The sequence below is a fragment of the Wolbachia endosymbiont (group B) of Dolichovespula media genome, assembly GCF_947179505.1.
GTDB lineage: Bacteria > Pseudomonadota > Alphaproteobacteria > Rickettsiales > Anaplasmataceae > Wolbachia.
In genome coordinates, this window is record NZ_CAMXBR010000003.1 from 715,212 (window position 1) to 738,907 (window position 23,696).

A 23,696-nucleotide genomic window follows, 5' to 3' on the forward strand; every position below is an offset into this window, starting at 1 on the left:
ATTTTATAATTACAATGCTAAATGCAAACAGTGTACATAGAAACCATTTGACATTTAAGCAATAAGATCATAAATTATGGTATACAATTCTCTATGAGCTATGGTTACGCTAGACACTCCTAAGATAGATTTAGACTTTAATGCAAAGAATTTTAATCTCCTGGGAGTGGATAACAAATATTATACATTAAGTGACTGCTATGGGGAAAATGGTCTCATTGTAATGTTTATATGCAATCACTGTCCTTACGTTCAATCAATTATTAGCAATCTAGTAAGCGATGTTAATTTGTTGAAAAAAGATTATCAGGTAAACACCGTTGCAATCATGCCAAATGATGTAAATGAGTACCCAGAAGACTCCTTTGAAAACATGATTAATTTTGCGAAGGAAAATAAGTTTACATTTCCATATTTGATTGACAATAACCAAGAAGTAGCTAAAGAGTATGGTGCTGTTTGTACCCCTGATTTTTTTGGCTTTAATTCCAAACTAGCCCTCTGCTATCGCGGGCGTTTTAACAACACAAAAAAAGAGAAAGTTCAAAATTACGAAGTAGGAAGTAGTGATTTATTTCAAGCCATGAAATTTATTGCAGAAACTAGCAATCCTCCAGTTGACCAAAAATCAAGCATTGGTTGTTCAATAAAATGGTCTAATTCTACAGGTTAAATATTATGCACAGCGGCTCTCAGCATTTGTTTGATATTATAATTTTACTCTCTGCTGCTGTGTTTATAGTCATAGCGTTTTGGAAAATGAATATTAGCCCAGTACTTGGTTACTTTGTTGCAGGTGCATTGATTGGTTCTCATGGATTTAATCTGATACATTCAGTTGAAGTAATGGATAACTTTGCAGAGTTTGGCGTAGTTTTTCTATTGTTCATTATAGGTCTTGAATTGACATTTGAACGCCTTATCGCTATGCGTAGGCATGTGTTTGGGTTTGGTTCCCTTCAAGTTATAGTTACCATGATAGCAATATGGTGCATTGCTCTTGCCTTTGGAGTAAATACAAACATGGCAGCAGTTATCGGTGGTGGACTTGCACTATCCTCAACAGCAATAGTGTTGCAGGTTCTGCAAGAAAAGGGTTCTCAAGCAAGCCAAGTTGGTAGATTGTCAATAGCAGTGCTACTAATGCAGGACTTTGCAGTGGTACCTCTAATAGTACTAGTGCCCCTGCTTACTGGCAATTCTGAACACAGCTTAATAAGCTCGTTGGCAGGCTCATTAGTGCAAGCAGCTATTGCATTGGTGTTGATATTTGTAACTGGTAGGTTATTACTGAGGCCATTGTTTTCGGTTATTGCCAAAATGGAGAGTAATGAAATCTTTATATCAACAACACTTCTGATAATATTAGGATCAGCATTTATTACTGAACAATTTCATTTATCAATGGCATTAGGCGCATTTGTTGCTGGGTTACTAGTTGCAGAAACAGAACACAGGAATTCGGTAGAACATGCAGTATTGCCATTTAAAGACTTATTTCTTGGTTTATTCTTTATGACTGTTGGCATGTCTATTGATATTGACCTTTTACTCAATAAGTTACCACTCGTTACTTTATTATCAATTATCCTTATCGTTTTAAAGACTTCCATTATATATACATTGTGTAGATTTTTTGGATTTAGAAGTGCACCTGCAATACAAGCTGGATTACTGCTTGCACAAGGCGGTGAATTTGCATTTATTTTATTCCGTTTAGCAGATGAATTAGATGTACTATCAAGTGAAATCGCTCAAGTGCTTATGATGGTAACTACAGTAACTATGGCTTTTACTCCTCTTTTATCGGGAATTGGAGACTGGATAGCAAATTCATTTAGCACTGAAAAAATAATACTAGACGATGAAGCAATCGAAACAGACACACAAGATCTTTATAACCACGTAATAGTTGCCGGGTTTGGTAGAGTGGGATATATGGTAACGAAAATGCTTACTGCGGAGCATTTAAGTTATGTTGTTGTAGATATTCAATCAAAAATAGTGAAAGAAGGAAAAAATGACAGTTTCCCTATATATCTTGGAGATGCTACAAGATATGAAATTTTAAAATCAGTAGGAATAGAAAGAGCTCAAGCTCTTGTGGTTTCAATAAAGAACGAAGTCACTATAAAGAAAATAGTTTCTCTAGTTGCAACAAACTTCCCACATGTAAATATTATAATACGTTTACCAGATTTGAATAATGTGGAGGTTTATAAAGATCTAGGGGCTAGTAAAGTTATTCCCGAAACGTCTGAAATTGGATTGCAGCTAGGTGGAGCAGCATTAAGTTTAAGTGGTATTAGCGAGAGCGGAGTTACATCTTTAAAAGGTAAATTTAGAAAAGGCAACTACAGTATGTTAAAAGACCTTGGTAGTGATAAAGATGAATAATCCTCTATCACTTTAATTAGTGACCAGAAAAACACATTTAATTAAGCAACTATACTCTCTAGAAAGGTGAAATTGACCTTATTGTAACTATGAACAAAATAATAATAAAAAAATTTGGTGGTACTTCGCTAACTGACTTAAATCGAGTTGCAAATCTAATAAAAAACGATATTGAAAAAGGTTATAATGTAATTGCTGTTGTATCCGCTGCTGCAGGATTCACTGACCAAATGGCTTTTCAAGCCAGGCAAATTTCAAATTTAAATTGTAGACAAGAGTTATCAGAGTATGATGTCCTGCTTTCAGCAGGAGAACAAGTCTCTTGCGGGTTATTAGCTATCACTCTTCTGTCTGTTGGAGTTAATGCTAAATCATGGCTCGCCTGGCAGTTACCAATTCTAACGGATAATTTTTATTCTGAGTCTAAAATAAAAAAGATAAAAATTGACCATGTAAAAAGATCTTTTGCTGAGGGTTATACTGCTGCAATCATTGCTGGTTTTCAGGGTATATACGATGATAGAATCACTACTTTTGGTAGAGGAGGATCTGACATCTCAGCAATTGCCTTTGCTGTAGTCTTTGGTATTAGGACTTGTGAAATTTTTACTGATATTGACGGAATATATACAGCAGACCCAAAAATTGTTCCAAGGGCACGCAAGCTTAAATCTATCTCTTACAATGAAATATTGGAGATGTCGTCATCTGGTGCTAAAATATTGCATAATCGTTCAGTACAACTTGCAATGAAGCATAATATTAAGGTGCAAGTGTTATCCACTTTTGAGGAAGTAGAAGGCACTACAGTACTACACGAAAAAGATGTACTGGAAAGATACTTAATTACTGGAATAACTTATAGCACTCACGAAGCTCTTGTAACTTTTACTAACTTTGCAAATACTCTGGATACTTTAAGAGATATAGCAGGAGCAAACGTTAAAGTTGACATGATACATGGGTCAAGCTTTTTGATTTCTAAATTTGATGTTGATTTAATGACAAAGTTATTGAACAAAAATGAAAATTATGTCGTAAACAATAATATAGCTAAAATTTCAATAATTGGTATTGGTGTTATGTCTAACACTGAAGTGATGTACCGCACACTCAAGGTTTTAAGCGAAAAAAAGATAGAAATACTTGCTGTCACAATGTCCGAAATCAAGATCAGTATAGTTGTTCAAAAAAAACACGCTGAGGCTTTAATTAGAGATTTACATACCGAATATGAGCTTGATGTATGACAGCACGCTTGAAATTTATTTACTTGATAATTCAAAAAACTTGAAAGAGCAAAGATAGTTATTGAAATTATCTTGATTTACATCGGTTATCCAAGTTTGACATTGAATGCTTAACACCTCCTCAATTAACACCTTTCTGTAATCTTTATCCAGATGAGACATTATATCGTCAAGCAGAAGAAGAGGTGCTTTATTGTAATGAATACACCTTGCTTTTACACTAGATAAGATGATAGAAAGCAGTAATAGCTTTTGCTCTCCAGTAGAACAAAGATTTATTGGCATGTCCCCTTTTTGGCAAAAAACCCGAAAATTATCATTATGTACAGAAAAGGTTACTCTACCAGTTAATGAGTCTTTTTCTCTATTTTCCTTTAGACGATTCTGAAAATATTCTGCAGTATCGTTCAAAGTTAGCTGACTGCTAAATTTCAAACTTGCCTTTGGAAAAAACTCACAAGAATGGTTATCAATTGTGCCCTGTAGTATTTTTAAAACAGACAAACGCATACGTAAAATATCAACTGCATTGGTAGCCATGACGTTTTCAAGGCTAGAGAGCCAATTTTCGTCTAAAATATTCTCTCTAAGCAGTTTACTTCGCTCATGTTTAGCTTTCCTGTATTTCATATAGCAATAAGTGTAATTTTCTTCAAACAGTGAGACGATACGGTCTAAAAATTTTAATCTGTCACTCGGAGAATTAAGAAGAATATAGTCCATTTGTGGAATGAGCCATATTACATTGGATATTCTATACAGAGATGAATAACTTGATTGTGTTTTTCCATCAATTTGTATTAGTTTATTATTAAGATTCTTTCCTATACCAATTGAGTTAAAGTATGTTCCATTAAAAAAGTCATAATGCACTGCCCAATCTTCATTACTGAGTCTATTTTGCATCTCACTAATTTTTACTTTTTTCATGCCATTACTTTTAGCAAGCAATGAGATTGCTTCAAGTATATTAGTTTTACCAACACCATTTTGACCAGATACCGTCTTTATTGTCAACAAATTATTTAGCTAAAAAGAATAAAAAATAACAAAAAGTTTTAATTTAGGCTGATACCTTCTATAAACTAGTGTAACTATTTATAAGTACTTTCAGTTTGTGTGGCGTACTTATAAATAGTTACACTAATTTTTTACTGTGCCTTCTTAGTTTTATGAGAATTGTTTTACAAAGTTACTAAGCAACTCTGTTAAAGTCAATGTGAGAGGCAGTGCATCAGTTATACGTTCAGCGAATCTGTCTCTTATAAAACAAGCAGCAATTGTAACCAGGTAATAAAGATACTCAAGAACATCTAAAGTTTAGTACAAATGACAAAATATATTCTCTCAATTGATGGTGGTGGAATAAGAGGAATTATTCCAGCAATGATATTATCCGGAATAGAGCAAAAAACGGGTAAACCTATTTCTCAAATTTTTGATTTATTGGTGGGTACTTCAACTGGTGGTACTATTGTAGCAGGATTATGTAAAAAAGATAGCAAAGGAAAGCTACAATATTCAGCTGATGACTTGGTTAATCTTTATCAGGAGTACGGACCTTATATTTTTAAGTCTTCATTTCTAAGAAGATCAATATTTTCTTGGATTAACGGTGCACAATACCCCAGTAAAAATATTGAACATGTACTTCATAAATATTTTGGCGATGATATCCTTAAAAACACTTTAAGTAATGTGTTGATTACGAGTTACGATATTCACAATAATTGCCCATTTTTCTTCAAAAGCTGGAAAGAGGATAGAAATTTTATTAAATTAAGGGATGTATTAAGAGCAGCAACTGCAGCACCTACTTACTTTGCACCTAAATATTTAAAAATCAACCAAAAGGAAATGGTATTAATAGATGGAGGAGTTTTTGCCAATAATCCAGCAGCATGTAGCTATGCAAGCAGCAGAAAGCTATTTCCTAACGATGATGTAGTACTTCTGTCCATCGGCACTGGCAGATCGTCTCATTCCATTAAATACCTCAGATCGAAAAGACTTGGCAAAATATCCTGGATTAAGCCATTGATAAACGTAATGTTTGCCTCTGGACTAGATTGTGTAAATTATCAGCTAGACCAGATTATTAACAATAGCTATATCAGAATTCAATCGCAGCTAAAAGTAGCATCAACGGAGATGGACAATACAACATACGAAAATATCAAGTGTTTAAAAAAAGAAGCACAAATGATGATTGAATGTAATCAAAAAGCAATAGATAAATTCTGTACAGTAGTATCATAAACTTTAACCTTTTAATCTAGAACTCGCATTTTTGGACGTTTCCTTTTAAGCTTCAGTAAACCTCCTAACTCTATAGTTCTTGATATGATCTGGATTAAAAGCCTTCCTTGAACTTAAAACACCAAAAACTATATGGAGTAATTTACGCATTGCAGCTCCCACAATGGCCATATTATGCTTGCCTTTCTCTTTTAACTTCTCACAAAAAGTCATAATGATAGGATTGTGATTTTTAGCTACTATAGCAGGAAAGTACGTTGCCTTACGTAATATGCGTGAACCGGTTTTACTTAATCTGGGCTTGGCATGTACAGATGAGCCTGATGTTATATTTTGTGGTATAGTTCCAGCATATGCTGCCAATTGCCTGGCATTTATAAAAGTTTTTATATCAGGAATTTCAGCTAAAATAGCTATTGCTGATTCTTCTCCTATGCCTGGAATAGTCAATAGAAGTTGAAAATTTTCCAACAATTCTTTGTGTTGATTTAATAGTTCACGTACGGAGTTTTTTATTGTTTCTGTTGATTGTTCTATGTTCATTGCAAGGCTTTCCAAAGCATTTACAACTTCTTCAGGAAGTCTCTCTTTTTTTTCTAAATGATTATTTGCTAGTGTTAACTCATCTTTTAATGCATCTGAGCAACGATAAAGATGTTTTAATTTTTTCTTTTCAGGAGAAGGTGGTGTCCAACGAGAAGGTTCCTGTCTTTGACAATAATCTGCAATAATCTCTGCATCATACTGGTCATTCTTTTGTCGTTTCAGCTTACTCCTTGCATAAGATTTTATGCAATAAGGATTTACAACACTAACGAAATATCCGGCATTGTGGAGAAATTCAGCCAAAGCTTCACTATAGCAACCAGTAGCTTCCATACAGGCTTTTACCTCTTCTATGTTATGTTTTTGTAGAAAGTTTGCCAGGCCTTGAAATCGAGAATCATCGTTTTTAAATTTCCTTTTTCTAGTTTCACGTTTTCCTTTTTTACTTATAAACGAAAGAAAAACGTCAAAGCGTTCTTTTGAAACATCTATACCAAGAAAGTTGTTGATCATATATAACTCCATACGTTACTATTTTAAAATGAAAAGTAAGGCTTACCTTGTGAATACAGAATTAGAACCATTGAGGTCTTTCTACGATACCGTCCAGCCTATACTTTTGAGAAGGGGACTCTTATCTGGTCAACAGATTTTATATCTAAGTTATGACTCAGAGTTCTTCCCTTCTCCACCTAATGCTTAAGCTTAAAACACTAGATGCTTTTTACAAGATACAAGTTATTACAACCGATCTATCGTCTAAATCCAGTTCGAAATTTGAATGACTACGGAAATTATGTAATTTCAATTTTTTTATATAGCAATGGGTAGCCATTCTTTAATTTATATTCTGCTTACTTCCTCTAAAACCTCATCAACATGTCCACTCACTTTTACATTTTTCCAAATCTTCACTACTTTACCTTTTTTATCTATTAAAAAAGTAGTACGCTCTACTCCCATATACTTTTTGCTAAACATACTTTTCTCTACCCAAACACCATACTTTTCCAACATTTCAGCATTTTCATCAGAAACTAAAGAAAATGGCAGAGAATATTTTGCTTTGAAGTTAGCGTGGCACTTAACGCTATCTTTTGATACACCAATTATCACTGTGTCAAGAGAAGAAAAATTTTCTATATTGTCTCTAAAGCCTTTTGCCTCCATTGTGCAGCCCGGAGTATCGTCTTTAGGATAAAAATAAAGAACTACATTTTTTTTATCAAAAAATTCACTCAGTGATAAAATCTCACCAGAATCTGTTGGCAAGCTAAAATCAGGTGCATTATTTCCTATTGTTAATTCCATACTTTGCTCCATTATTAACACTTTTATGGTACTATATTATATTGTAATAGGAAGGGAGGATAAATGAAAGTAGCTTTTCAGATGGATGAAAGTATAAATTTTGAAGCTGATACTACATTTTCATTAATAAAAGAAGCGCAAAGAAGAAGGTACGAAATTTTTGTTTATGTACCTAATAATTTAGCACTCAAGTTAAATCAGCCAATTGCCCTTGCTCAGAAAGTCAGCGTTGATGATTGTAGCTTCATTTCAAAAGAGGATGTAGTAATCAACCTAAATGAAATGGATATCATATTTATCAGACAGAATCCACCATTTGATATGCGGTACATTACAACAACCTATATCTTAGAAAAGACTACTGCGTTAGTAATAAATAATCCAACAGAAATAAGAAACTGCCCTGAAAAATTAATTACTTCACTGTTTCCAGAGCTAATTCCTCCAACTTTGATCACTGAAAATATATCGATGATTAGAAATTTTTGTCACGACTATCAAGATATCATCTTGAAACCACTATATAGCTATGGAGGAAATGACGTAATAAGAATACAAGACCAAAATAGCATTCAAGTGGTAGTTGATCTCATGATTGCAAAATATGAATGTCCTGTAATTGCACAAGCGTTTTGTAAAAAGATAAATACAGATAAAAGAATACTGCTACTGGATGGAAAGCCAATAGGAGTAATGAAGCGAGTTCCAAAGTCTAGCGGAGAAATCAGAACAAATTTGAGACTCGGAGCAAGTTTTGAGCCTGTCCAAATGAATGATAGAGACAACGAAATATGTAATAAAATTGGTCCTGAGCTAAAGAAAAGAGGGCTAATATTCGTTGGCATTGATATTATAGATGACTTCCTTCTTGAAATTAACACAACTTCGCCTACGGGAGTAGTTTATATCAATAAGTTGTATAGTAAATCACTAGAAAAAGAACTATGGGATGCATTTGAAGAAAAAGCAATTCGTCAACTAAGTTCTTGAGCTATTGCCTTAATAAATTCAGTAACTCCATTCCTTATTCTTGTTTTCTTAGTATTATTAGCCATATCAAGCAATTTTTGACAATTTTGCAATAAATCAACTAGCAACTCTCCTAGATTCTTTTTCGCGTTACTATTTTGCTCAACCATTACAGCTGCTCCCGAATCTTCAATATGTTTTGCATTATAAAATTGATGGTTATCTTTTGAGTGAGGATAAGGAATATATACAGCAGGACGCTCAGCAAGAGTAATCTCTGCTATTGAAGTTGCCCCCGCTCTGCTAATTACCAAATGAGCATTGGCCAGTTTATTTTCCATATCATCGAGAAACTCACTTAACTCACAATCAATTCCTTCACTTTTGTATAGACTCTTGACCTTGTTTATATTTTTCTTCGTACATTGCTGCGTTACTCTAATCCTCTCTTTTACTTCAACAGGTAGATCACAAATTACGCTGCTCACTACATCATCAAAAAAATTTGCACCCTGACTGCCTGCTATTATTAACACGTTTAAAACTGTTTCAGCTCTAGAATAGCCTTGTGCTTCTATATCGACAAAATTTCCTGTAAAAACGCATTTACTACCTTCTGCATACTTAGTCTCTGGAAAGCTAGTTGCAATTAATTTTGCACTCTTGAAAAAGAATCTATTTACTCTCCCTAAAACTATATTTTGTTCATGTAAAATTATAGGTATAGAAAAAATCTTTGCTGCAAAAAGAGTTGGAAAAGAAGCGTAGCTACCAAAACCAATGATTAGCTTTGGTTTTAATTTTCTTGTTTGATACAGTGCTAATACACAACTATACATTAACAAAAAGAGAAACTTCAATTTGTTGCCACTTGGCTTGCACAATGGTAAAATATAACTTTCTATATTGATGGTTTTTTGATCAGTGAATAATATACAATTGTGCCCTTGTACCTTTAGTGCTTTTGCTAAGGTTATAGCTGGAAAAACATGCCCACCTGTACCGCCTGTTGCTAGAATAATATCCATCTGTAAATAGCAATTTGATAATAGATTATTAATCATTTTTTAATAATCTGCATGTAAAATTTTATTAAGCTTTATGATAGTTGAGTTAAAAATGCCTGAAAGTAGCAACAGCAAAAACGTGAAAAACAAGCCTCAAGAGCAAAGAGAAGGCGGAAGCGGAGGTTTTATAGGATTATTAAAAAGCATAACAAAAGCTCTTTTTAACTCAGTTGTTGATCTACCTCAGCAAGAACAACTCAATAAAAATATTGATAGACAACAAGGTTTAGACAGTAAAAGAAAAAGCCCAGAGGATCTTAATCAGGAAAAAAAGCTTGAAGTGAAAGAAGCAGCTGAAGGGTTAAAAGAAAAGTTAGAAAAATCTGATATTGGTAATCAATCTATTAGAATTGAATCGCCTAATCAGGATAATTGTAGCTCTAAAACAATGAATCGTTAGCTTAACTATTTAACGATTCATCATCTGCAGCAAGTACTGATTCGTGTATAATTTCCGAAATAGTTGGATGAGGAAAAATCGTAGATTTTATGTCGCAGTCTGTTCCCTCTAGTTGCTTTGCAAGAGCGAAATTGCTAATTAACTCTGTTACTTCCGCTCCTATCATGTGAGCTCCAAGAAGTTCGCCTGTTTTTTTGTCTATAATTGTTTTCACTAAACCTTCAGTTTCACTTAGTGCAATAGATTTACCATTAAAGTTGGAGTGAAATTTTCCTACTTTTATATCGTATCCACTTTTTATTGCCTGTTCCTCAGTAAGGCCAACGCTTGCTACTTGCTGATGAGAGTAAGTGCAATTTGGTATGCACTCTTTTTTTAACTTATGAGCATTTTTACCAGCAATTTTCTCAACACAGATTACAGCTTCATGACTTGCTTTATGCGCTAAACATGGGGGACCAGCTACATCACCTATTGCATACACACTTGATTCACTTGTTTCATACCACTCATTCGTTTCAATGAAACCAGAAGGACTCAACTTAATTTTTGTATTTTCTAAACCTATATTTTCAGTGTTTGCTTGAACGCCAACTGCAACAATTACTCTATCGAATTCTTTATTATCACCACTACTTAGCTGCACTTGAACAGAGTCTTTATTTTTAGTAAAAGTTTTTACACTATTGCTCGTATATATTTTTATTCCTTGTTTTGTAAATATCTCTTGTACTAAATTTGAAATGTCTTTATCTTCCAGCGGCAAAATAGTGTCTTTTACTTCTATAATTGTTACATCAACCCCCAAAGTACTATAAAAACTTGCAAATTCTATTCCTATCGCACCAGAACCTATGATTAGTAGCGATTTTGGTAACTTCTTTGGAGTCATAGCGTGCTGCGCATTCCATATTAAATCTCCATCCGCCTCTATTCCAGGTAGATTTCGCGCTCTAACACCTGTTGCTAAAATGATATGATTGGAAGAAATTTCCTCCTCCTTTTTGTCATTAAGAATTTTTACAGTACGATTACCTGCAAGTTTACCAAAGCCTTGATGAACTTTGATGTTATTTTTTTTCATCAAATATGCAACACCGCTTGACAATTTATCAACAACGTTTCTTGAGTATTTCACTATTGATTGTATATCAAAACTTGCATCCTTTACTTTTATGCCAAATTCTTCTGATCTTGTTATTAACCTATAAATTTCAGATGCTCTAAGTAGCGATTTTGTTGGTATACACCCCCAATTTAAGCATATACCACCCAAATTTTCTTCCTTTTCAACAATTGCAGTTTTAAATCCAAACTGTGCCGCTCTAATTGCTGCTATATAACCACCAGGACCGCTGCCTATAACTGTAATATCATACTCATTCATCAGCTTTCTTCGTATTCAAAAAGATTATATATAACAGATGGAACCCGTATGATCAATGCTCAGGTGCATAGAAGCGGCTTGACAAATCTTCCCACTTTTCTTCTTATACCAATAAGAGTATTTATCCTTATTTTTAATCTCCGCGGGTTTAACAACAAAACTCAGATATTTATTGGCAGATTACATAAAAATTATAGCGGCTGCATGTTTTTTAAATTTTTTCTACTTCAGCCAAAACACGCTTGTTAGCACATTATCAATTTACATTATTAAAACTCGCTATATAGGGATTCTTTTGCCTTTTTTTTACTTAGTAAATTTATTAATATTTATAGCTAAAGCTTCAGGCCAGCACTTGATGCTGAAATCTTTACTACAAATAAGCATATTGAGCACAAAATTATGCTAAAACACAACGTTTTTGGTGAGACTATGGACAAACTGAATCCCAGTATCTGGGCACTGGGATGACAAGAAATAGGCTGCTTGAATAACAACGAAAGGTTATTTGGATGATAGCTACACTTCCAGTGTCAGCTACTCGGATGACAAGAAAGAGGGCACTGACATGCTGAACCATAATGTTCGTACAGCTGTGCAAGAATCAGTGGGTGTGACTTGCCAAATTTTTAAATTACGGACAGCACCAAGTAACGCACAAGTACAGCGTCTATACCAATTATTGTTGTACCTTATTTCTTTCTCCACAATACATTTTACCTGATAAGAATAGAGCTACTATAAGATAAATAAGATTCCATGTTGCTAACGAAACACCAAAGATATAATGAGGTCTGTCACAAGACGGAGAGTAGTTAGGGTTTAATAGATTATTTCTTAGCTCTTCTATGCTAACGTTACCACTTGCTTGCTCTGTACAGCCTAAAACATCATGAAATAAGTGGAGTTCAAGACCTACATGATAAAAAGATATTATTGCACCAATGAGATAGCTGCAAAACATCGCATAGATTAGGATTTTGTTTTCTTTGAACATGTACGCAACTGCAAGTAGACCTGTAACATAGTAAGCTACTCGCTCGTATATACATAACTTACACGGTATCATATTGAAAAAATAGTCTAGCACATATGCAAAAATTAAAGCGACAGCGCTTGATAAGAGAAAAATTATAGAACTGTTATTTACATCTGACATAGTTAATGAATTACTACAATATCTGTGAAGAGTCAACTCTTGTTTGACAACGTTTCATGTAACGATAGAACACTAAGTACTATGTTACCACTTTTACACCCTATACATATGTTCGCCGTTGTATCAACTATGTTTTTTAAAAAATTTTTTATTGTGTAATTTTGCAACTTGATCCAATCATGTAGGTAATAAAAATCCATTCGTCATAGGAATAGAATTTTATGTCAAACAGCTATTGCCTGCTTAAGCCAATGAATATGTGAACAAGCACTTTAAGTTTGTGTGGACGCACAATATTCATTTCAATTACTGCTATGTAAATTTTAAACATTCAAATTAATTGCCTCTTTAAGCCTTGCATTAGCAATTACTATAATTTTACGCATTAGAGCTGTTATAGCTACCATCTTCTTCTTACCACTTTCAACAAGCTTAGAATAAAAGGTGCCAAGTGCAGATTTGGACCTTGCAGCAGACATGGCAGATGTAAAGAGCTTTGAACGAACATTACTTCTACCTCCTATAATCCTTCGGTAACCAACAGTTTTACCACTTTCCCTAGGATGAGGTGCTACTCCGGCAAGACTTGCTACTTCTTTTCTACTTAAGTAGCCAAGCTCTGGCATTAAACACAAAAAATCTTGTGATAACTTTTTGCCTATTCCAGGAACTGTTTTAAGGATTTTTTGACGTTGTTGTAGCTCATGGCTTTCATCAATAATTTTTTGTATAGTGTCATTGAGTTCGTTTATTTGATTATTGAAAAATTCAATGGTCTTCTGGCAACTTTCCTTTATATGGTCATTTTCAGGAGCTTCCAGTCTACACTTTTCCTGAGCTCTCATTTGCGTAATGTCATCACGACGTTGACAAAGTGCAACCAGGGTTGATTGTTCTTTTGATTGTAGGTACAAATAGAGAGAGAGTTCTATGGCGTTCAAATCCATATTGAGCAAGAGCCCTCGCATCTGATTTATCAGACTTTGCTACAGTTCCGTGAGACAAGATAAAGCTTTTTACTTTACGAGTATTAGCTCGATGTACTGCAATATTCTTGTCAATAAGAAAATGTGACAAACCAAGCTCATATTTTCCTGTGTTTTCCAAAGTTACTAAAGAATTAGGTAGAATATCTGAAAACTTTTGAAATAATTGTTGCCAAACATCAGAATCATTGTCAAATTTGACAGCGTTCTTCTGTTTGTGAATTGCAACGACATTTTTAAATTTTCCGATATCAATGCCAATAAAATTTTGATAAGATGTAACCATAACAAACCTCGATAGTTTTAGTTAATTTAAGATTGTAAACGGGTGCATATATATGTCCCAAGCAACTATTCAAACGTATCGAGAGATGGGCTAGTGTACCTTGATTTAAACGGTTGTAGTACCAATATTCTTCCGGTCGCACACGCCCATGATAGTCCTATTCCTATAGTGAGTAGGGCTATCTTTCCCTCTTATCCTCTTTTATATCACATTTTCAACTTACAATTGGTTCAGTAATCAGCCCTTTCATATCAGTTGCAACTCTAGTATCACTATCTATTTTTGCAATTTCTTCTTTGGTATACAATTCATCCTTGTTTTTCGTCCAGCTATTGTCATATTGAATATCAACTTCTCCTCCATTGGTTTTGAAGCCGAATATTTCTTCTATAACTGATTTTTTGTCAAATGAGTATTCATTAGAAAGACTGTGACATATTATAACATCTGTAATTGTGTAAACATAAGATGGTGCTGATCTAAGCATAGGATAATATGTTTTAAATCTTCTCTTAACTTCATTATAAATTTCCGTAATCTTTATTCTACCAGCATCACTTACAGCAATGATAGCGTTCTCAATATCTATCATACCGCTGTAGCTGTGGCCTGTTCCTTCATTTTCAGCAAGTAGAAAGCCCTGTTTAGCATGAATCTCACCAATTTTCTTGTCTTCTGTAGGTAAGATATCAAAATCAAAATAAATCATAGGAGACTTCAGTGCCAACAACATAAATATACGCATGCTGTCTATCTCAACACCAAAAGATAATCTTTCATCTTCTGGAATAGAGTATAGATCTCTAAAATATTGAGACACCTTGTATAAAGGACATTTAGATTTTTCAATTTGCCACATTTTTTGTAAATGAAAGCTAAACTCATATTCCCCTAAATCCAGCTCATTAAAATCTATAAGTTCTATATTTTTGTTTGGGTTAAATTTTCTGTTTGATATTTTATTCTCCAACTCTTTACGTTGCATAGGAGTAAAACCAGATCCATTTATTACTAATTTCACTACACGTGTACTTTCCCTCTTTGCCCATTCGCTCAATCTCTCCACGTATTTTTCTGGGATTAGATATCCATATTTTCGGGGAAGCCACTGAAACACTAAGGGTGTATCAACCGTGAAAGTATGTGGAGATCCAGGCCTTAAATCTTGTCCTTTATAATTCATAGCAAAAGTACTAAATAAGTTAATACTTTGCTATATAATATTAATTTATCAACTACTTATTTAAGTAATATTATTTATTTATTAAAAATATTACTTAAATAAGATTACCTACTTTACATAGGGATTTTTGTTCTTTTTCAAAAGTAATCTGACTGGTACGCCTTCAACAAAGAAGTTTTTTCTAAGACCATTAGTCAAATAACGTTTATAACTCTCATCAACACTTTCCGGGACGTTGCATACCAAAGAAAAAGCTGGAGGTTTGGTGCCAATTTGAACAATATACTTCATTTTAATTGCTCTACCTTTTATAAGTGGGTGAGAATGTTTTTCCACAGCATCTATTAGCCAATTATTCAGTTTTGCAGTGCTGATCTTCTTGTTTAAGGATTCACTCACTTCAAGACACTTATCTATCACATCACCACAGCGCATACCTTTCAATGCAGAAATTGTTACAGTTGGCACTTCCAAAAATAACCGAGTCACTTCCTGTTGTTTGACAAATTTTATTAACTTACTTCTGTCATCCTTACCTATTAAATCCCACTTATTTAAAACGATGATAATTCCCTTCCCCCCTTTAATTGCAGCTTCAGCAATTGATAAATCCTGCTGCTCAACGCCAAGCAAGGAATCTAGCATTAAAATCACTACATGAGAGCGCTTTATTGACTCTATACTTTTTTCAACAAATCTTGATTCTAAGTTATCAACAACATTTGCCTTTCTGCGGATTCCCGCAGTATCGATGAGAGTGATTAATTTCCCATTATGGTCGTATGAAATATCCACAGAGTCACGCGTGGTACCAGGTTTTGAGCTTACTATTAGTCTATTTTCTGCAAGTAAACTGTTTAAAAAAGTTGATTTTCCAACGTTTGGGCGACCGATGATTGCAATCCTCAGTCTAATGGACTCACTTTCAGGCAGCTCAGTTTTTTTGTTAAAATCTTCAATAACACCAGCTAATACATCATAAAGATCAATCATACCAAGATTATGTTCGGCTGAGATGTACACCGGACCTATGAAGTTGAAGAACTGCAAATGATCAACATTTTCCGATTTATGACTTTCGCATTTGTTTGCTATTAGTATTACAGGTTTGTTCGTTTTTCTCTTCAGCCACTTTGCAAACTCTTTGTTCTGCTCATTTTGCACTTTTGCATCAACAAGAAAAAAAATTACATCTGCGCTTAATAAAGAAAACTCTATTTGTTCAATAACTTGTAGTGAAAAACTGGTTTGGTCATTCCATCCTCCTGTATCTATAACTTTAAACTCTAAATCACTAATTCTTCCAATTCCTTCACGCCTATCTCTCGTTACTCCTGGAATGTCACTAACTACCGCTGCTTTTCTTCTTACTAGCCTATTAAATAGAGTTGACTTGCCTGCATTTGGAAGGCCTATTATGACTATTTTCAGCATAGTTTAAGAGCGTATTTTATACATAGTAAATTATAATCAAAATTTTTTAGTTTAACTATTGACTTGATAGATTATATACCTATCCTAAAATTAGGATATTTTATCTTAAGTTTATTATGTAGAATTGGAGGCGCTATGCATAATGCAAATGAAACTTTAATAATGAATTTCGATCAAGTTGCTCAATTAACTCCTCAAATTTATAAATTAGGGACACCTTATAACAACAGGACACGTATATATAACTATATAATTTTAGCTAAAGCATTGGAGAATCTCAATGATCCATCCCGGTCACATGCAAATAAGGAGCTTTTTTTGAGTGACAATGATGAAGAAACTAAGAAATTTCTGAGTGTAATTCGAAAAGGAATTGCTGAATATACAGGTAATGATTCTATAGATGTGAGGTTGAGAGGAAAAGAAGATAAATCATTTACTGCATGGGTATCGTTAAAAGAAGGCAGAGGTGAGTTAAAATTTGATAACTCATTTTCTGGTAAAGCCTTAAAGGATAGTAATCCAAAAATTGGAGCTTTTACATTGGTATCTCCAGAAGATAAAAGGTTGGTGCGTGTTTCACAAAGTGATGATGGTGTAAGGCTTTATCAAATACTAAATGAGTCTTGTATAATTAAATTTAACTGGAAAGTGGGTGATAGAGATTGCAGTATTGCTTTAAATATTAGTGAAAATGGTAACGTATTTTGTACTGATTTAAGTGATAATATAAGTCCTGAGGACTTCGAGGAAAACAAAGCTGTAAAAATAAAAATTGGCTATTATGAGAATAAGAAGATGGATAAATATAATGACATGACTCTAGCAAAATTGGTCTCATTGGCTTCAAACTTACAAGGAATTGAAAGAGAAGTTATAACAATTAATCCATCAACAGGTGTAACAAGTGCAAGTGCACAGAATGTTAGTGAGTCTCAGCATTCTCAGAATATTAAATAGAAATTGCTAGCGCATTAATTATCGTACACATACACCGTTGCATGCAGCAACGGTGTATGTGTATAATCAATAGGATTTGTAAGCTCAATAAAGTTTACAACCAATTTGAAAGTTATTTTACTACATGCAAGACTCTGAAATACTAGAAACTCTAAAGATCAAAACATTAGAAGCCGAAAAAGGAGGAGGTCCTGATAGAGTTAACAAGCAACATGAAAAAGGAAAGCTAACCGCTAGAGAAAGGTTGAGTATATTGCTCGATGAAAATTCATTTCAAGAGTATGATAAGTTTGTGAAGCATCACGCAACTGATTTTGGCATGCAAAATGCTGATTTTTTAGGTGATGGAGTTGTAATTGGCCATGGTACTATTTATGGCAGAAAAGTTTTTGTTTATTCTCAGGATTTCACTGTCTTTGGTGGATCACTTGGTGCATCACATGCAAAAAAAATATGCAAAATTATGGATATGGCAATTAATGCCAGGATTCCAATTATCGGACTAAACGATTCTGGTGGAGCCAGAATCCAAGAAGGAGTAAATTCCCTTGCTGGTTACGGAGAAATTTTTCAAAGGAATGTAAATGCATCAGGCGTTATACCACAAATCTCTCTAATCATGGGCCCATGTGCTGGCGGTGCAGTTTACTCTCCAGCGCTAACCGATTTTATTTTCATGGTAAAAAATAGCTCATACATGTTTATAACCGGACCAGATGTAGTAAAAAAGGTTACATACGAAAACGTAAGCCACGAAGATCTCGGTGGAGCAAAAATTCATACGAGCAAAACAGGAGTAACAGATTTTGCATTCAATAATGAAGTTGAAATGCTACTAGAAATGCGAAAATTCTTCACCTTTTTGCCAGCAAATAATCAAGAGTTGCCAAAAACTGTACCGATCTGCGACTTAATTGATGATGTTGATGAATCTTTGAACACTCTAGTTCCTAGTAATCCTAATACTCCTTATGATATGTATGAACTCATTGAAAAGGTGTGTGATGAAAGGAAATTTTTTGAACTAAAAACCGATTTTGCTCGTAACATCATAATTGGCTTTGGCAGAATTGGAGGAAATACTATTGGTGTTGTTGCAAATCAACCTATGCACCTTGCAGGATGCTTGGATATTGACTCTTCAAGAAAAGCTGCAAGGTTTGTAAGATTTTGTGACGCATTTAACATTCCCATCATCACACTTATTGATGTTCCAGGGTTTTTACCTGGCACGAATCAAGAATACAATAATATAATACAACACGGAGCGAAACTGCTTTACGCTTACGCTGAAGCGACCGTGCCGAAAATTAGCCTTATCACTAGAAAAGCGTATGGTGGTGCATATATTGTTATGAACTCAAAGCATTTAAAAGGTGATATAAATTATGCTTGGCCAACCGCTGAGATAGCTGTAATGGGCCCTGAAAGTGCAGTTGAAATTATATTTAGGCATGAAAAAGACCAGCAAACGTTAATCAAAGAATATAAAGAGAAATTTGCTAATCCATTTTTTGCTGCATCACATGGATACATTGATGACATTATAGTGCCAAGTAAAACAAGGCATCACTTTCACAAAGCATTAGAGCTACTTAAAAACAAGAAAGTAGAAAGAATATGGAAGAAGCATGATAATCTTCCTTTGTAACTTTCCTCTCAGTCTTTATTGTAAGGTCTACAGTGCCGTTACACCAAGACTAGCGCTTGGATTACCAATAACGCTAACTTTTGGGTTCTTTTTTCTACAATATATTCTTACCTTAGCTAAAATTTACTTCCGCGTGTTTTAAATCTGATTATAATTACAATTAGAGATATTTTTAGAGCTCAAAAATTTATCTTTGTCTGCAGACTTTTTTTATTAAACAATCGAACTCATACAAAAATGTAGCGTATCCTCTTCAGCGTATGTGGGTGCATACACACATACTTAATTTCTGTCGTATGTGCACTGCATTTTTTTCTAATCTTTTTTTCATAGGGGGATTTTATGTTCAGAATTCCAGATACTTGACCTTTACTTTAGCTAATAAAAACCAACTGGTACCTGCGGTTTTTATAGCCTCAAAATTTCAATCAAAATTCAACTATCATTCAAAGAAACTTATAGTTATTCTTAGTGTTATTACTATAGTAACAGCGCTATGATGATAAGAATATGGAATCCTTTATAACTTTCTTCTCAGTCTTTATTATAAGGTGTTCAATAATATGGGAAGAGTAAAGTTTTAAAGAGATAATTAAAATTATCCTTATCACCTACTTAGCAATAAATTATATTTGCTTAATCGTAATTACTTACACTTCTTCAATGTCCTGTTTTATTTATGGCAAACATTAAGCTTAAAAATGTACACAGTCTATTAAATTATATTATTTGTTTTTTCCTTATATACGTTCAGTATATGCATTCTGCTATTGCTTTAGATAACTCTTCATCACATTTAAAAAACTTACCTGATTTTTTACCTTTTAGAAAACCTTTTGATAATATAGAAAAAATTATTAGAACTGACAATTTTAGAAGTTTTGATCTTGATAAAAGAAATAAGCTTTATACCAATGCTCATAATAGTATCAGTCTTGTAAATATTATTAATAAAATTATCTTAGCTCAAGATAACTTATTCATACTAGAAAGTAAGCCGTATAATATAGTACTTGTTGATAATCCCAATCTTAGTAGAACTACAGGTGCTGCAGGAAAGGACTATGTAATTATTGAGGGAAGCTTAAAAAAAAATATCAAAGATTATACTAGAGTGATATCACATGAATTAATTCACAGATATATAGGACATATAATAGAGCAAGACAACGATAAGAAAAATGAAATAAAATATAAGTGGTTTTTTGAAGGATTTACGGAATTTTATGGAGTGAAAACCTTACTTGACACGAAACTTATTAATAAAGATGAATATTTAGAAATAATTAATACTATTTTAAAAAAATATTTTAACTCCTTAGTACTTGATATTAATTTTGAAAAGGTAGGCAAAAAACATTTACTTGATAAAAACATAAGCATGTTGAGCTATAACAGAGGTTTTATTCTTGCAATGATAATTGATGAGAAATTAAATGAGATTAGTAATGGAGAATATAACTTATTAAATGTTATAAATAGAATAATAAATGAAGCGACTTCAAAGCAAGTTAATTTTAATGTTGACTTATTTGCAAGTCATTTAAAACATTACTTATCAGAGTCCTTTATAAAAGATATCATAGCCTCTATAGGAGATTCTAGCATACTTCTCAGTTTATTACCCAGTAGATTACTGAATAAAAATTTAACTTTCCAAGATACTGATAAGTATAGTGATATATGCTTTAACTTAACCAGAAGTCTAGAGCTACAAAAGATACGTGGGGTTAAATTAGGTAGTGATTGCCATAATATGAGACTCAAGGATGGTCAAGAACTAAAATGCTATAGTATTGATCTTAATAGTGGTAATATTAAGTTAAAAGTCCTTGAAAACAAGATACCGAAAGTTATACATTTGAAAGCAAATAAAATGACGAGTAGCATTCCAATATATAAATAGCTCAAATAAACTCTTGACAAAAGCTATAGTAAACCTAAACTTTGCTATTTTAAAGCAAAGTAATTATGGTAAATGACAAAGAAAAACAAGTGGATTTATTATTAGAGCGTCTTAGCGTTAATATTGGTCAAGTTAGTAGTAGTATTATACTTAAAAGAATAGAGAAGCTTTCAGATAATTTTCATGGTAGAAATAATCACAGTAGCCATTGTCAGTTTGATAGAGATGGTGGAGGGCATGGTAATATATGCTGGGCAGATAAGATAAAAGAAGACCTGACTGAGAACTATCATAAAAAGGATAGAGAAATTTCTATATAACTTTTCATTAGAGCTATTTTACGGTAATTATTCAAGAGTTGAGGGATTTGGCAAGAGAAGCCCTTTTGTATTACCGTTAATATGTGTTTCCAATAATGGTAATCTCGGCCCACTAGATGATTTGAGAACATGTGTCCCTCATAAGTTTGTTGAATATAACATAAGCAATACTAGTTGGGCTAAGTTCTTATCAGATAAATTTTTTAATAACTTTTTGAGTGATATGGAAAACAGGCCTGACGATTGTAAGCAGTGTTGTTATGAAAATATTTGTGGTGGGGGAAGTTATGGTAACAGGTTTAACCCTGCCAACGTAAGTTTTAATAATCCTTCAGTATATTGTGAGGGATTTTTGGCAAAGGATTATACAATTTCTTTTAATGCATGGATTTTCTAAAGAAAAATTACGGCAGGTATTATTGAATAGTAATACTGAAAAAGCAGCTTAATGGTAGTGTATAAAAGGTATTTACTAGATGTTTTTCTATAATCTAATTAGCATCTAGAGGATTGACTTTATGAATATCGTCCTCTAAACTGCCGTTACCAAGATTCGAACTTGGGACCTCGTCATTACCAATGACGTACTCTACCACCTGAGCTACAACGGCAAGTTCACGTATTATGATAATGAATAACATGAAAAAAAATAAGGAAAAAGAAGAAGAGAGAAAAAGATTGGCAAAAGCTTTAAAGCAAAATATTCTAAAAAGAAAAAAACAGCAGCAGAGTAGACAAGATGCCAGAACTCCCAGAAGTGGAAGTAATCTCTAACTTCTTATTTGATAAAATCAAAAATAAGAAAATAAGCAATGTGACAGTCAATAATTGTAATTTGCGTGTACCAATAACGAAGAATATTGATGATTTGCTAAAGGGCAAAGTTATAAATGATATCAAGCGTAGAGGTAAATATATAATCTCGAATATAGATGCTAGTATGGCTGTAATCATACACCTTGGCATGAGCGGAAAGCTTATATATGCTGAAGACAATCAAGCACAGAACAAACATGATCATGTGATATTCTTATTTTCTGACAACACTTCACTAATCTTTAATGACCCAAGAAGGTTTGGATTAGTGATTGTTTTAAACAGAGAGCAAGAACTAAATTTTTTTAATAACCTAGGAATAGAACCCCTCACAGATGAATTTGACGGACATTATTTACAGAAGTTGCTAAAGAACAGAAAAGCAAATATCAAATCAGTATTAATGAATAATAAGCTAATAGTTGGCGTAGGTAACATATATGCTTCTGAGAGCTTATTTAGAGCTCGCATATCACCACTTAGGCTAGCACAAGATTTAACATATATAGAGTGCGAAAAACTTGCTATCGAAATAAAAAATACTCTGAGTGATGCAATTGCTGCTGGTGGTTCAACACTGAAAGATTATGCACAACCATCTGGATCTGCTGGATACTTTCAAAATAACTTTTACGTATATGGTAAAGTGCAAAAACCTTGCAGAATCTGCAACAATATCATAACACTTATACGACAAAATGGTCGTAGCACTTATTTTTGCAATGCATGTCAGAATTAAATTTTATTTTTGCATATGACACTCTCACCTGAAAAAGATCCTTTTGATTTGTTTTCAAAGTGGTATCAAGAAGTACTTAATTCTCCGTGTAAAGAGCCAACTGCAATGACGCTAGCAACGTGTAGCAAAGAATGCATTCCATCTGCAAGAGTGGTATTACTAAAGGAATATAGTAAAGAAGGTTTTGTGTTCTTTACTAACGTAAACAGTAGAAAAGGAAAAGAATTGACTGAGAACCCCAAAGCTGCACTCGTATTTCATTGGACAGAATTTTCTAGACAAGTACGAATTGAAGGAGAAGTTATGCTTCTAAGCGGCAAAAAGGCTGACGAATATTTCTCTTCTCGAGCACGTGATAGTCAAATTAGCGCGTGGTGCTCAAAACAATCAAGAGTTCTGAAAAATTGGCAAGATTTTGAGCAGGCTATAGAATTGAAAGAGAAAGAATTTCACAATACACAAGTTTCTCGTCCTGACTTTTGGGTGGGATTTTGCGTAATCCCAAAGGTAATTGAATTTTGGCAAGAAGGTGAATATAGGAGACACACTAGATTTAGATATACTCTTGTTGAGAAAAGCACTTGGAAAGTGGAGCAATTATATCCCTAACGTTAGAGAAAGCTACTCTGCAGATCAAAGATAAGGATTTATTGTCATAACAGGACCTGAT

The 23,696-nt window shown here is 33.6% G+C and carries 22 protein-coding genes, 1 tRNA gene and 1 pseudogene; 14 read left to right on the plus strand and 10 right to left on the minus strand.

Annotation, left to right across the window (positions count from 1 at the left end; translation table 11 throughout):
- Positions 1-100: 100 nt before the first annotated feature.
- The 3 genes from OM967_RS06035 (at position 101) to OM967_RS06045 (ending at position 3,647) form a co-directional block, all read left to right on the plus strand.
- Positions 101-673 carry a thioredoxin family protein gene (locus tag OM967_RS06035; protein WP_250120203.1) on the plus strand — a complete coding sequence of 191 codons (573 nt, stop codon included), beginning with the start codon at positions 101-103 and terminating at the stop codon, positions 671-673.
- Between the two features lie 5 nt (positions 674-678).
- Entirely contained in the window at positions 679-2,397 is a 1,719-nt protein-coding gene (locus OM967_RS06040; protein WP_064085907.1) for a monovalent cation:proton antiporter-2 (CPA2) family protein, read from the plus strand.
- A gap of 89 nt (positions 2,398-2,486) precedes the next feature.
- Positions 2,487-3,647 (plus strand): aspartate kinase, encoded by a 1,161-nt coding sequence (locus OM967_RS06045; protein ID WP_211907664.1) that lies wholly within the window; start codon positions 2,487-2,489, stop codon positions 3,645-3,647.
- 15 nt (positions 3,648-3,662) lie between these two features.
- On the opposite strand, the gene recF is transcribed toward OM967_RS06045, so the two are convergent.
- Entirely contained in the window at positions 3,663-4,667 is a 1,005-nt protein-coding gene (gene recF / locus OM967_RS06050) for a DNA replication/repair protein RecF (RefSeq protein ID WP_264337792.1), read from the minus strand.
- Between the two features lie 309 nt (positions 4,668-4,976).
- On the opposite strand from recF, the gene OM967_RS06055 reads away from it, so the two are divergent.
- Positions 4,977-5,906 (plus strand): patatin-like phospholipase family protein, encoded by a 930-nt coding sequence (locus tag OM967_RS06055; protein ID WP_264337378.1) that lies wholly within the window; start codon positions 4,977-4,979, stop codon positions 5,904-5,906.
- A 45-nt stretch (positions 5,907-5,951) separates the two neighbouring features.
- Here the strand turns inward: OM967_RS06055 and OM967_RS06060 are convergent, their stop codons facing one another.
- On the minus strand, positions 5,952-6,965 hold the full coding sequence (locus OM967_RS06060; RefSeq protein ID WP_264337793.1) for an IS110 family RNA-guided transposase: 1,014 nt from the start codon (positions 6,963-6,965) through the stop codon (positions 5,952-5,954).
- 330 nt (positions 6,966-7,295) lie between these two features.
- Positions 7,296-7,763: a thioredoxin-dependent thiol peroxidase gene (gene bcp / locus OM967_RS06065; RefSeq protein ID WP_211907666.1), complete on the minus strand. Its 468-nt coding sequence runs from the start codon at positions 7,761-7,763 to the stop codon at positions 7,296-7,298.
- 63 nt (positions 7,764-7,826) lie between these two features.
- On the opposite strand from bcp, the gene gshB reads away from it, so the two are divergent.
- Positions 7,827-8,753, plus strand: coding sequence for a glutathione synthase (gene gshB / locus OM967_RS06070; RefSeq protein WP_211907667.1), 927 nt, complete (start codon positions 7,827-7,829; stop codon positions 8,751-8,753).
- On the opposite strand, the gene OM967_RS06075 is transcribed toward gshB, so the two are convergent.
- On the minus strand, positions 8,738-9,760 hold the full coding sequence (locus tag OM967_RS06075) for a UDP-N-acetylglucosamine--N-acetylmuramyl-(pentapeptide) pyrophosphoryl-undecaprenol N-acetylglucosamine transferase (protein WP_211908752.1): 1,023 nt from the start codon (positions 9,758-9,760) through the stop codon (positions 8,738-8,740). The two genes, gshB and OM967_RS06075, sit on opposite strands and share 16 nt — an antisense overlap.
- 73 nt (positions 9,761-9,833) lie before the next feature.
- On the opposite strand from OM967_RS06075, the gene OM967_RS06080 reads away from it, so the two are divergent.
- Positions 9,834-10,199: a hypothetical protein gene (locus tag OM967_RS06080; protein WP_211907668.1), complete on the plus strand. Its 366-nt coding sequence runs from the start codon at positions 9,834-9,836 to the stop codon at positions 10,197-10,199.
- Between the two features lies 1 nt (position 10,200).
- On the opposite strand, the gene lpdA is transcribed toward OM967_RS06080, so the two are convergent.
- The 5 genes and pseudogenes from lpdA to der all read right to left on the minus strand — a co-directional run bounded on the left by lpdA (position 10,201) and on the right by der (position 16,634).
- Positions 10,201-11,586 (minus strand): dihydrolipoyl dehydrogenase, encoded by a 1,386-nt coding sequence (lpdA, locus tag OM967_RS06085; RefSeq protein WP_250120201.1) that lies wholly within the window; start codon positions 11,584-11,586, stop codon positions 10,201-10,203.
- A gap of 679 nt (positions 11,587-12,265) precedes the next feature.
- Entirely contained in the window at positions 12,266-12,745 is a 480-nt protein-coding gene (locus tag OM967_RS06090; protein WP_211907670.1) for a disulfide bond formation protein B, read from the minus strand.
- Between the two features lie 323 nt (positions 12,746-13,068).
- Positions 13,069-14,017: pseudogene (locus OM967_RS06095) on the minus strand (IS110 family RNA-guided transposase).
- 214 nt (positions 14,018-14,231) lie between these two features.
- Positions 14,232-15,200: a hypothetical protein gene (locus OM967_RS06100; RefSeq protein ID WP_250120199.1), complete on the minus strand. Its 969-nt coding sequence runs from the start codon at positions 15,198-15,200 to the stop codon at positions 14,232-14,234.
- Positions 15,201-15,308: 108 nt separating this feature from the next.
- A complete protein-coding gene (gene der / locus OM967_RS06105; RefSeq protein WP_211907671.1) occupies positions 15,309-16,634 on the minus strand; it encodes a ribosome biogenesis GTPase Der in 1,326 nt (441 codons plus the stop codon).
- Positions 16,635-16,769: 135 nt separating this feature from the next.
- Here der and OM967_RS06110 point away from each other — a divergent pair, with 135 nt between their 5' ends.
- The 5 genes from OM967_RS06110 to OM967_RS06130 all read left to right on the plus strand — a co-directional run bounded on the left by OM967_RS06110 (position 16,770) and on the right by OM967_RS06130 (position 21,868).
- Positions 16,770-17,594, plus strand: a complete 825-nt coding sequence (locus OM967_RS06110; protein ID WP_264337794.1) for a hypothetical protein — start codon at positions 16,770-16,772, stop codon at positions 17,592-17,594.
- Positions 17,595-17,718: 124 nt separating this feature from the next.
- Positions 17,719-19,245, plus strand: coding sequence for an acyl-CoA carboxylase subunit beta (locus OM967_RS06115; protein WP_264337795.1), 1,527 nt, complete (start codon positions 17,719-17,721; stop codon positions 19,243-19,245).
- A gap of 679 nt (positions 19,246-19,924) precedes the next feature.
- Positions 19,925-21,151 (plus strand): M61 family metallopeptidase, encoded by a 1,227-nt coding sequence (locus OM967_RS06120; RefSeq protein ID WP_264337796.1) that lies wholly within the window; start codon positions 19,925-19,927, stop codon positions 21,149-21,151.
- Positions 21,152-21,216: 65 nt separating this feature from the next.
- The gene (locus tag OM967_RS06125; protein ID WP_211907674.1) at positions 21,217-21,471 is read left to right on the plus strand and encodes a hypothetical protein; all 255 of its coding nucleotides are present in this window, start codon (positions 21,217-21,219) and stop codon (positions 21,469-21,471) included.
- 121 nt (positions 21,472-21,592) lie between these two features.
- Positions 21,593-21,868 carry a hypothetical protein gene (locus OM967_RS06130; RefSeq protein ID WP_052264961.1) on the plus strand — a complete coding sequence of 92 codons (276 nt, stop codon included), beginning with the start codon at positions 21,593-21,595 and terminating at the stop codon, positions 21,866-21,868.
- 141 nt (positions 21,869-22,009) lie between these two features.
- Here OM967_RS06130 and OM967_RS06135 read toward each other — a convergent pair.
- Positions 22,010-22,082: transfer RNA gene (locus OM967_RS06135), tRNA-Thr, on the minus strand.
- 19 nt (positions 22,083-22,101) lie between these two features.
- On the opposite strand from OM967_RS06135, the gene OM967_RS06140 reads away from it, so the two are divergent.
- From OM967_RS06140 to pdxH, 3 genes are read left to right on the plus strand one after another with little or no spacing between them, the layout of a single operon-like run.
- Positions 22,102-22,245 (plus strand): hypothetical protein, encoded by a 144-nt coding sequence (locus tag OM967_RS06140; RefSeq protein ID WP_164819321.1) that lies wholly within the window; start codon positions 22,102-22,104, stop codon positions 22,243-22,245.
- Complete coding sequence (gene mutM / locus OM967_RS06145) at positions 22,211-23,026, plus strand: bifunctional DNA-formamidopyrimidine glycosylase/DNA-(apurinic or apyrimidinic site) lyase (RefSeq protein ID WP_029237631.1); 816 nt, start codon at positions 22,211-22,213, stop codon at positions 23,024-23,026. Before OM967_RS06140 ends, mutM begins: the two co-directional genes overlap by 35 nt.
- A 15-nt stretch (positions 23,027-23,041) precedes the next feature.
- Positions 23,042-23,635, plus strand: coding sequence for a pyridoxamine 5'-phosphate oxidase (gene pdxH, locus OM967_RS06150; protein ID WP_264337797.1), 594 nt, complete (start codon positions 23,042-23,044; stop codon positions 23,633-23,635).
- Positions 23,636-23,696: the final 61 nt, after the last annotated feature.

Coding starts and splice junctions, on each gene's coding strand:
- bcp (WP_211907666.1), bottom strand. CDS start 7,763: ATGGAATTAACAATAGGAAATAATGCACCTGATTTTAGCTTGCCAACA.
- OM967_RS06045 (WP_211907664.1), top strand. CDS start 2,487: ATGAACAAAATAATAATAAAAAAATTTGGTGGTACTTCGCTAACTGAC.
- OM967_RS06115 (WP_264337795.1), top strand. CDS start 17,719: ATGCAAGACTCTGAAATACTAGAAACTCTAAAGATCAAAACATTAGAA.
- OM967_RS06060 (WP_264337793.1), bottom strand. CDS start 6,965: ATGATCAACAACTTTCTTGGTATAGATGTTTCAAAAGAACGCTTTGAC.
- pdxH (WP_264337797.1), top strand. CDS start 23,042: ATGACACTCTCACCTGAAAAAGATCCTTTTGATTTGTTTTCAAAGTGG.
- lpdA (WP_250120201.1), bottom strand. CDS start 11,586: ATGAATGAGTATGATATTACAGTTATAGGCAGCGGTCCTGGTGGTTAT.
- OM967_RS06080 (WP_211907668.1), top strand. CDS start 9,834: ATGATAGTTGAGTTAAAAATGCCTGAAAGTAGCAACAGCAAAAACGTG.
- OM967_RS06125 (WP_211907674.1), top strand. CDS start 21,217: ATGGTAAATGACAAAGAAAAACAAGTGGATTTATTATTAGAGCGTCTT.
- OM967_RS06120 (WP_264337796.1), top strand. CDS start 19,925: ATGGCAAACATTAAGCTTAAAAATGTACACAGTCTATTAAATTATATT.
- OM967_RS06090 (WP_211907670.1), bottom strand. CDS start 12,745: ATGTCAGATGTAAATAACAGTTCTATAATTTTTCTCTTATCAAGCGCT.
- OM967_RS06110 (WP_264337794.1), top strand. CDS start 16,770: ATGCATAATGCAAATGAAACTTTAATAATGAATTTCGATCAAGTTGCT.
- OM967_RS06140 (WP_164819321.1), top strand. CDS start 22,102: ATGAATAACATGAAAAAAAATAAGGAAAAAGAAGAAGAGAGAAAAAGA.
- OM967_RS06100 (WP_250120199.1), bottom strand. CDS start 15,200: ATGAATTATAAAGGACAAGATTTAAGGCCTGGATCTCCACATACTTTC.
- der (WP_211907671.1), bottom strand. CDS start 16,634: ATGCTGAAAATAGTCATAATAGGCCTTCCAAATGCAGGCAAGTCAACT.
- OM967_RS06035 (WP_250120203.1), top strand. CDS start 101: ATGGTTACGCTAGACACTCCTAAGATAGATTTAGACTTTAATGCAAAG.
- OM967_RS06055 (WP_264337378.1), top strand. CDS start 4,977: ATGACAAAATATATTCTCTCAATTGATGGTGGTGGAATAAGAGGAATT.
- mutM (WP_029237631.1), top strand. CDS start 22,211: ATGCCAGAACTCCCAGAAGTGGAAGTAATCTCTAACTTCTTATTTGAT.
- OM967_RS06040 (WP_064085907.1), top strand. CDS start 679: ATGCACAGCGGCTCTCAGCATTTGTTTGATATTATAATTTTACTCTCT.
- OM967_RS06075 (WP_211908752.1), bottom strand. CDS start 9,760: ATGGATATTATTCTAGCAACAGGCGGTACAGGTGGGCATGTTTTTCCA.
- gshB (WP_211907667.1), top strand. CDS start 7,827: ATGAAAGTAGCTTTTCAGATGGATGAAAGTATAAATTTTGAAGCTGAT.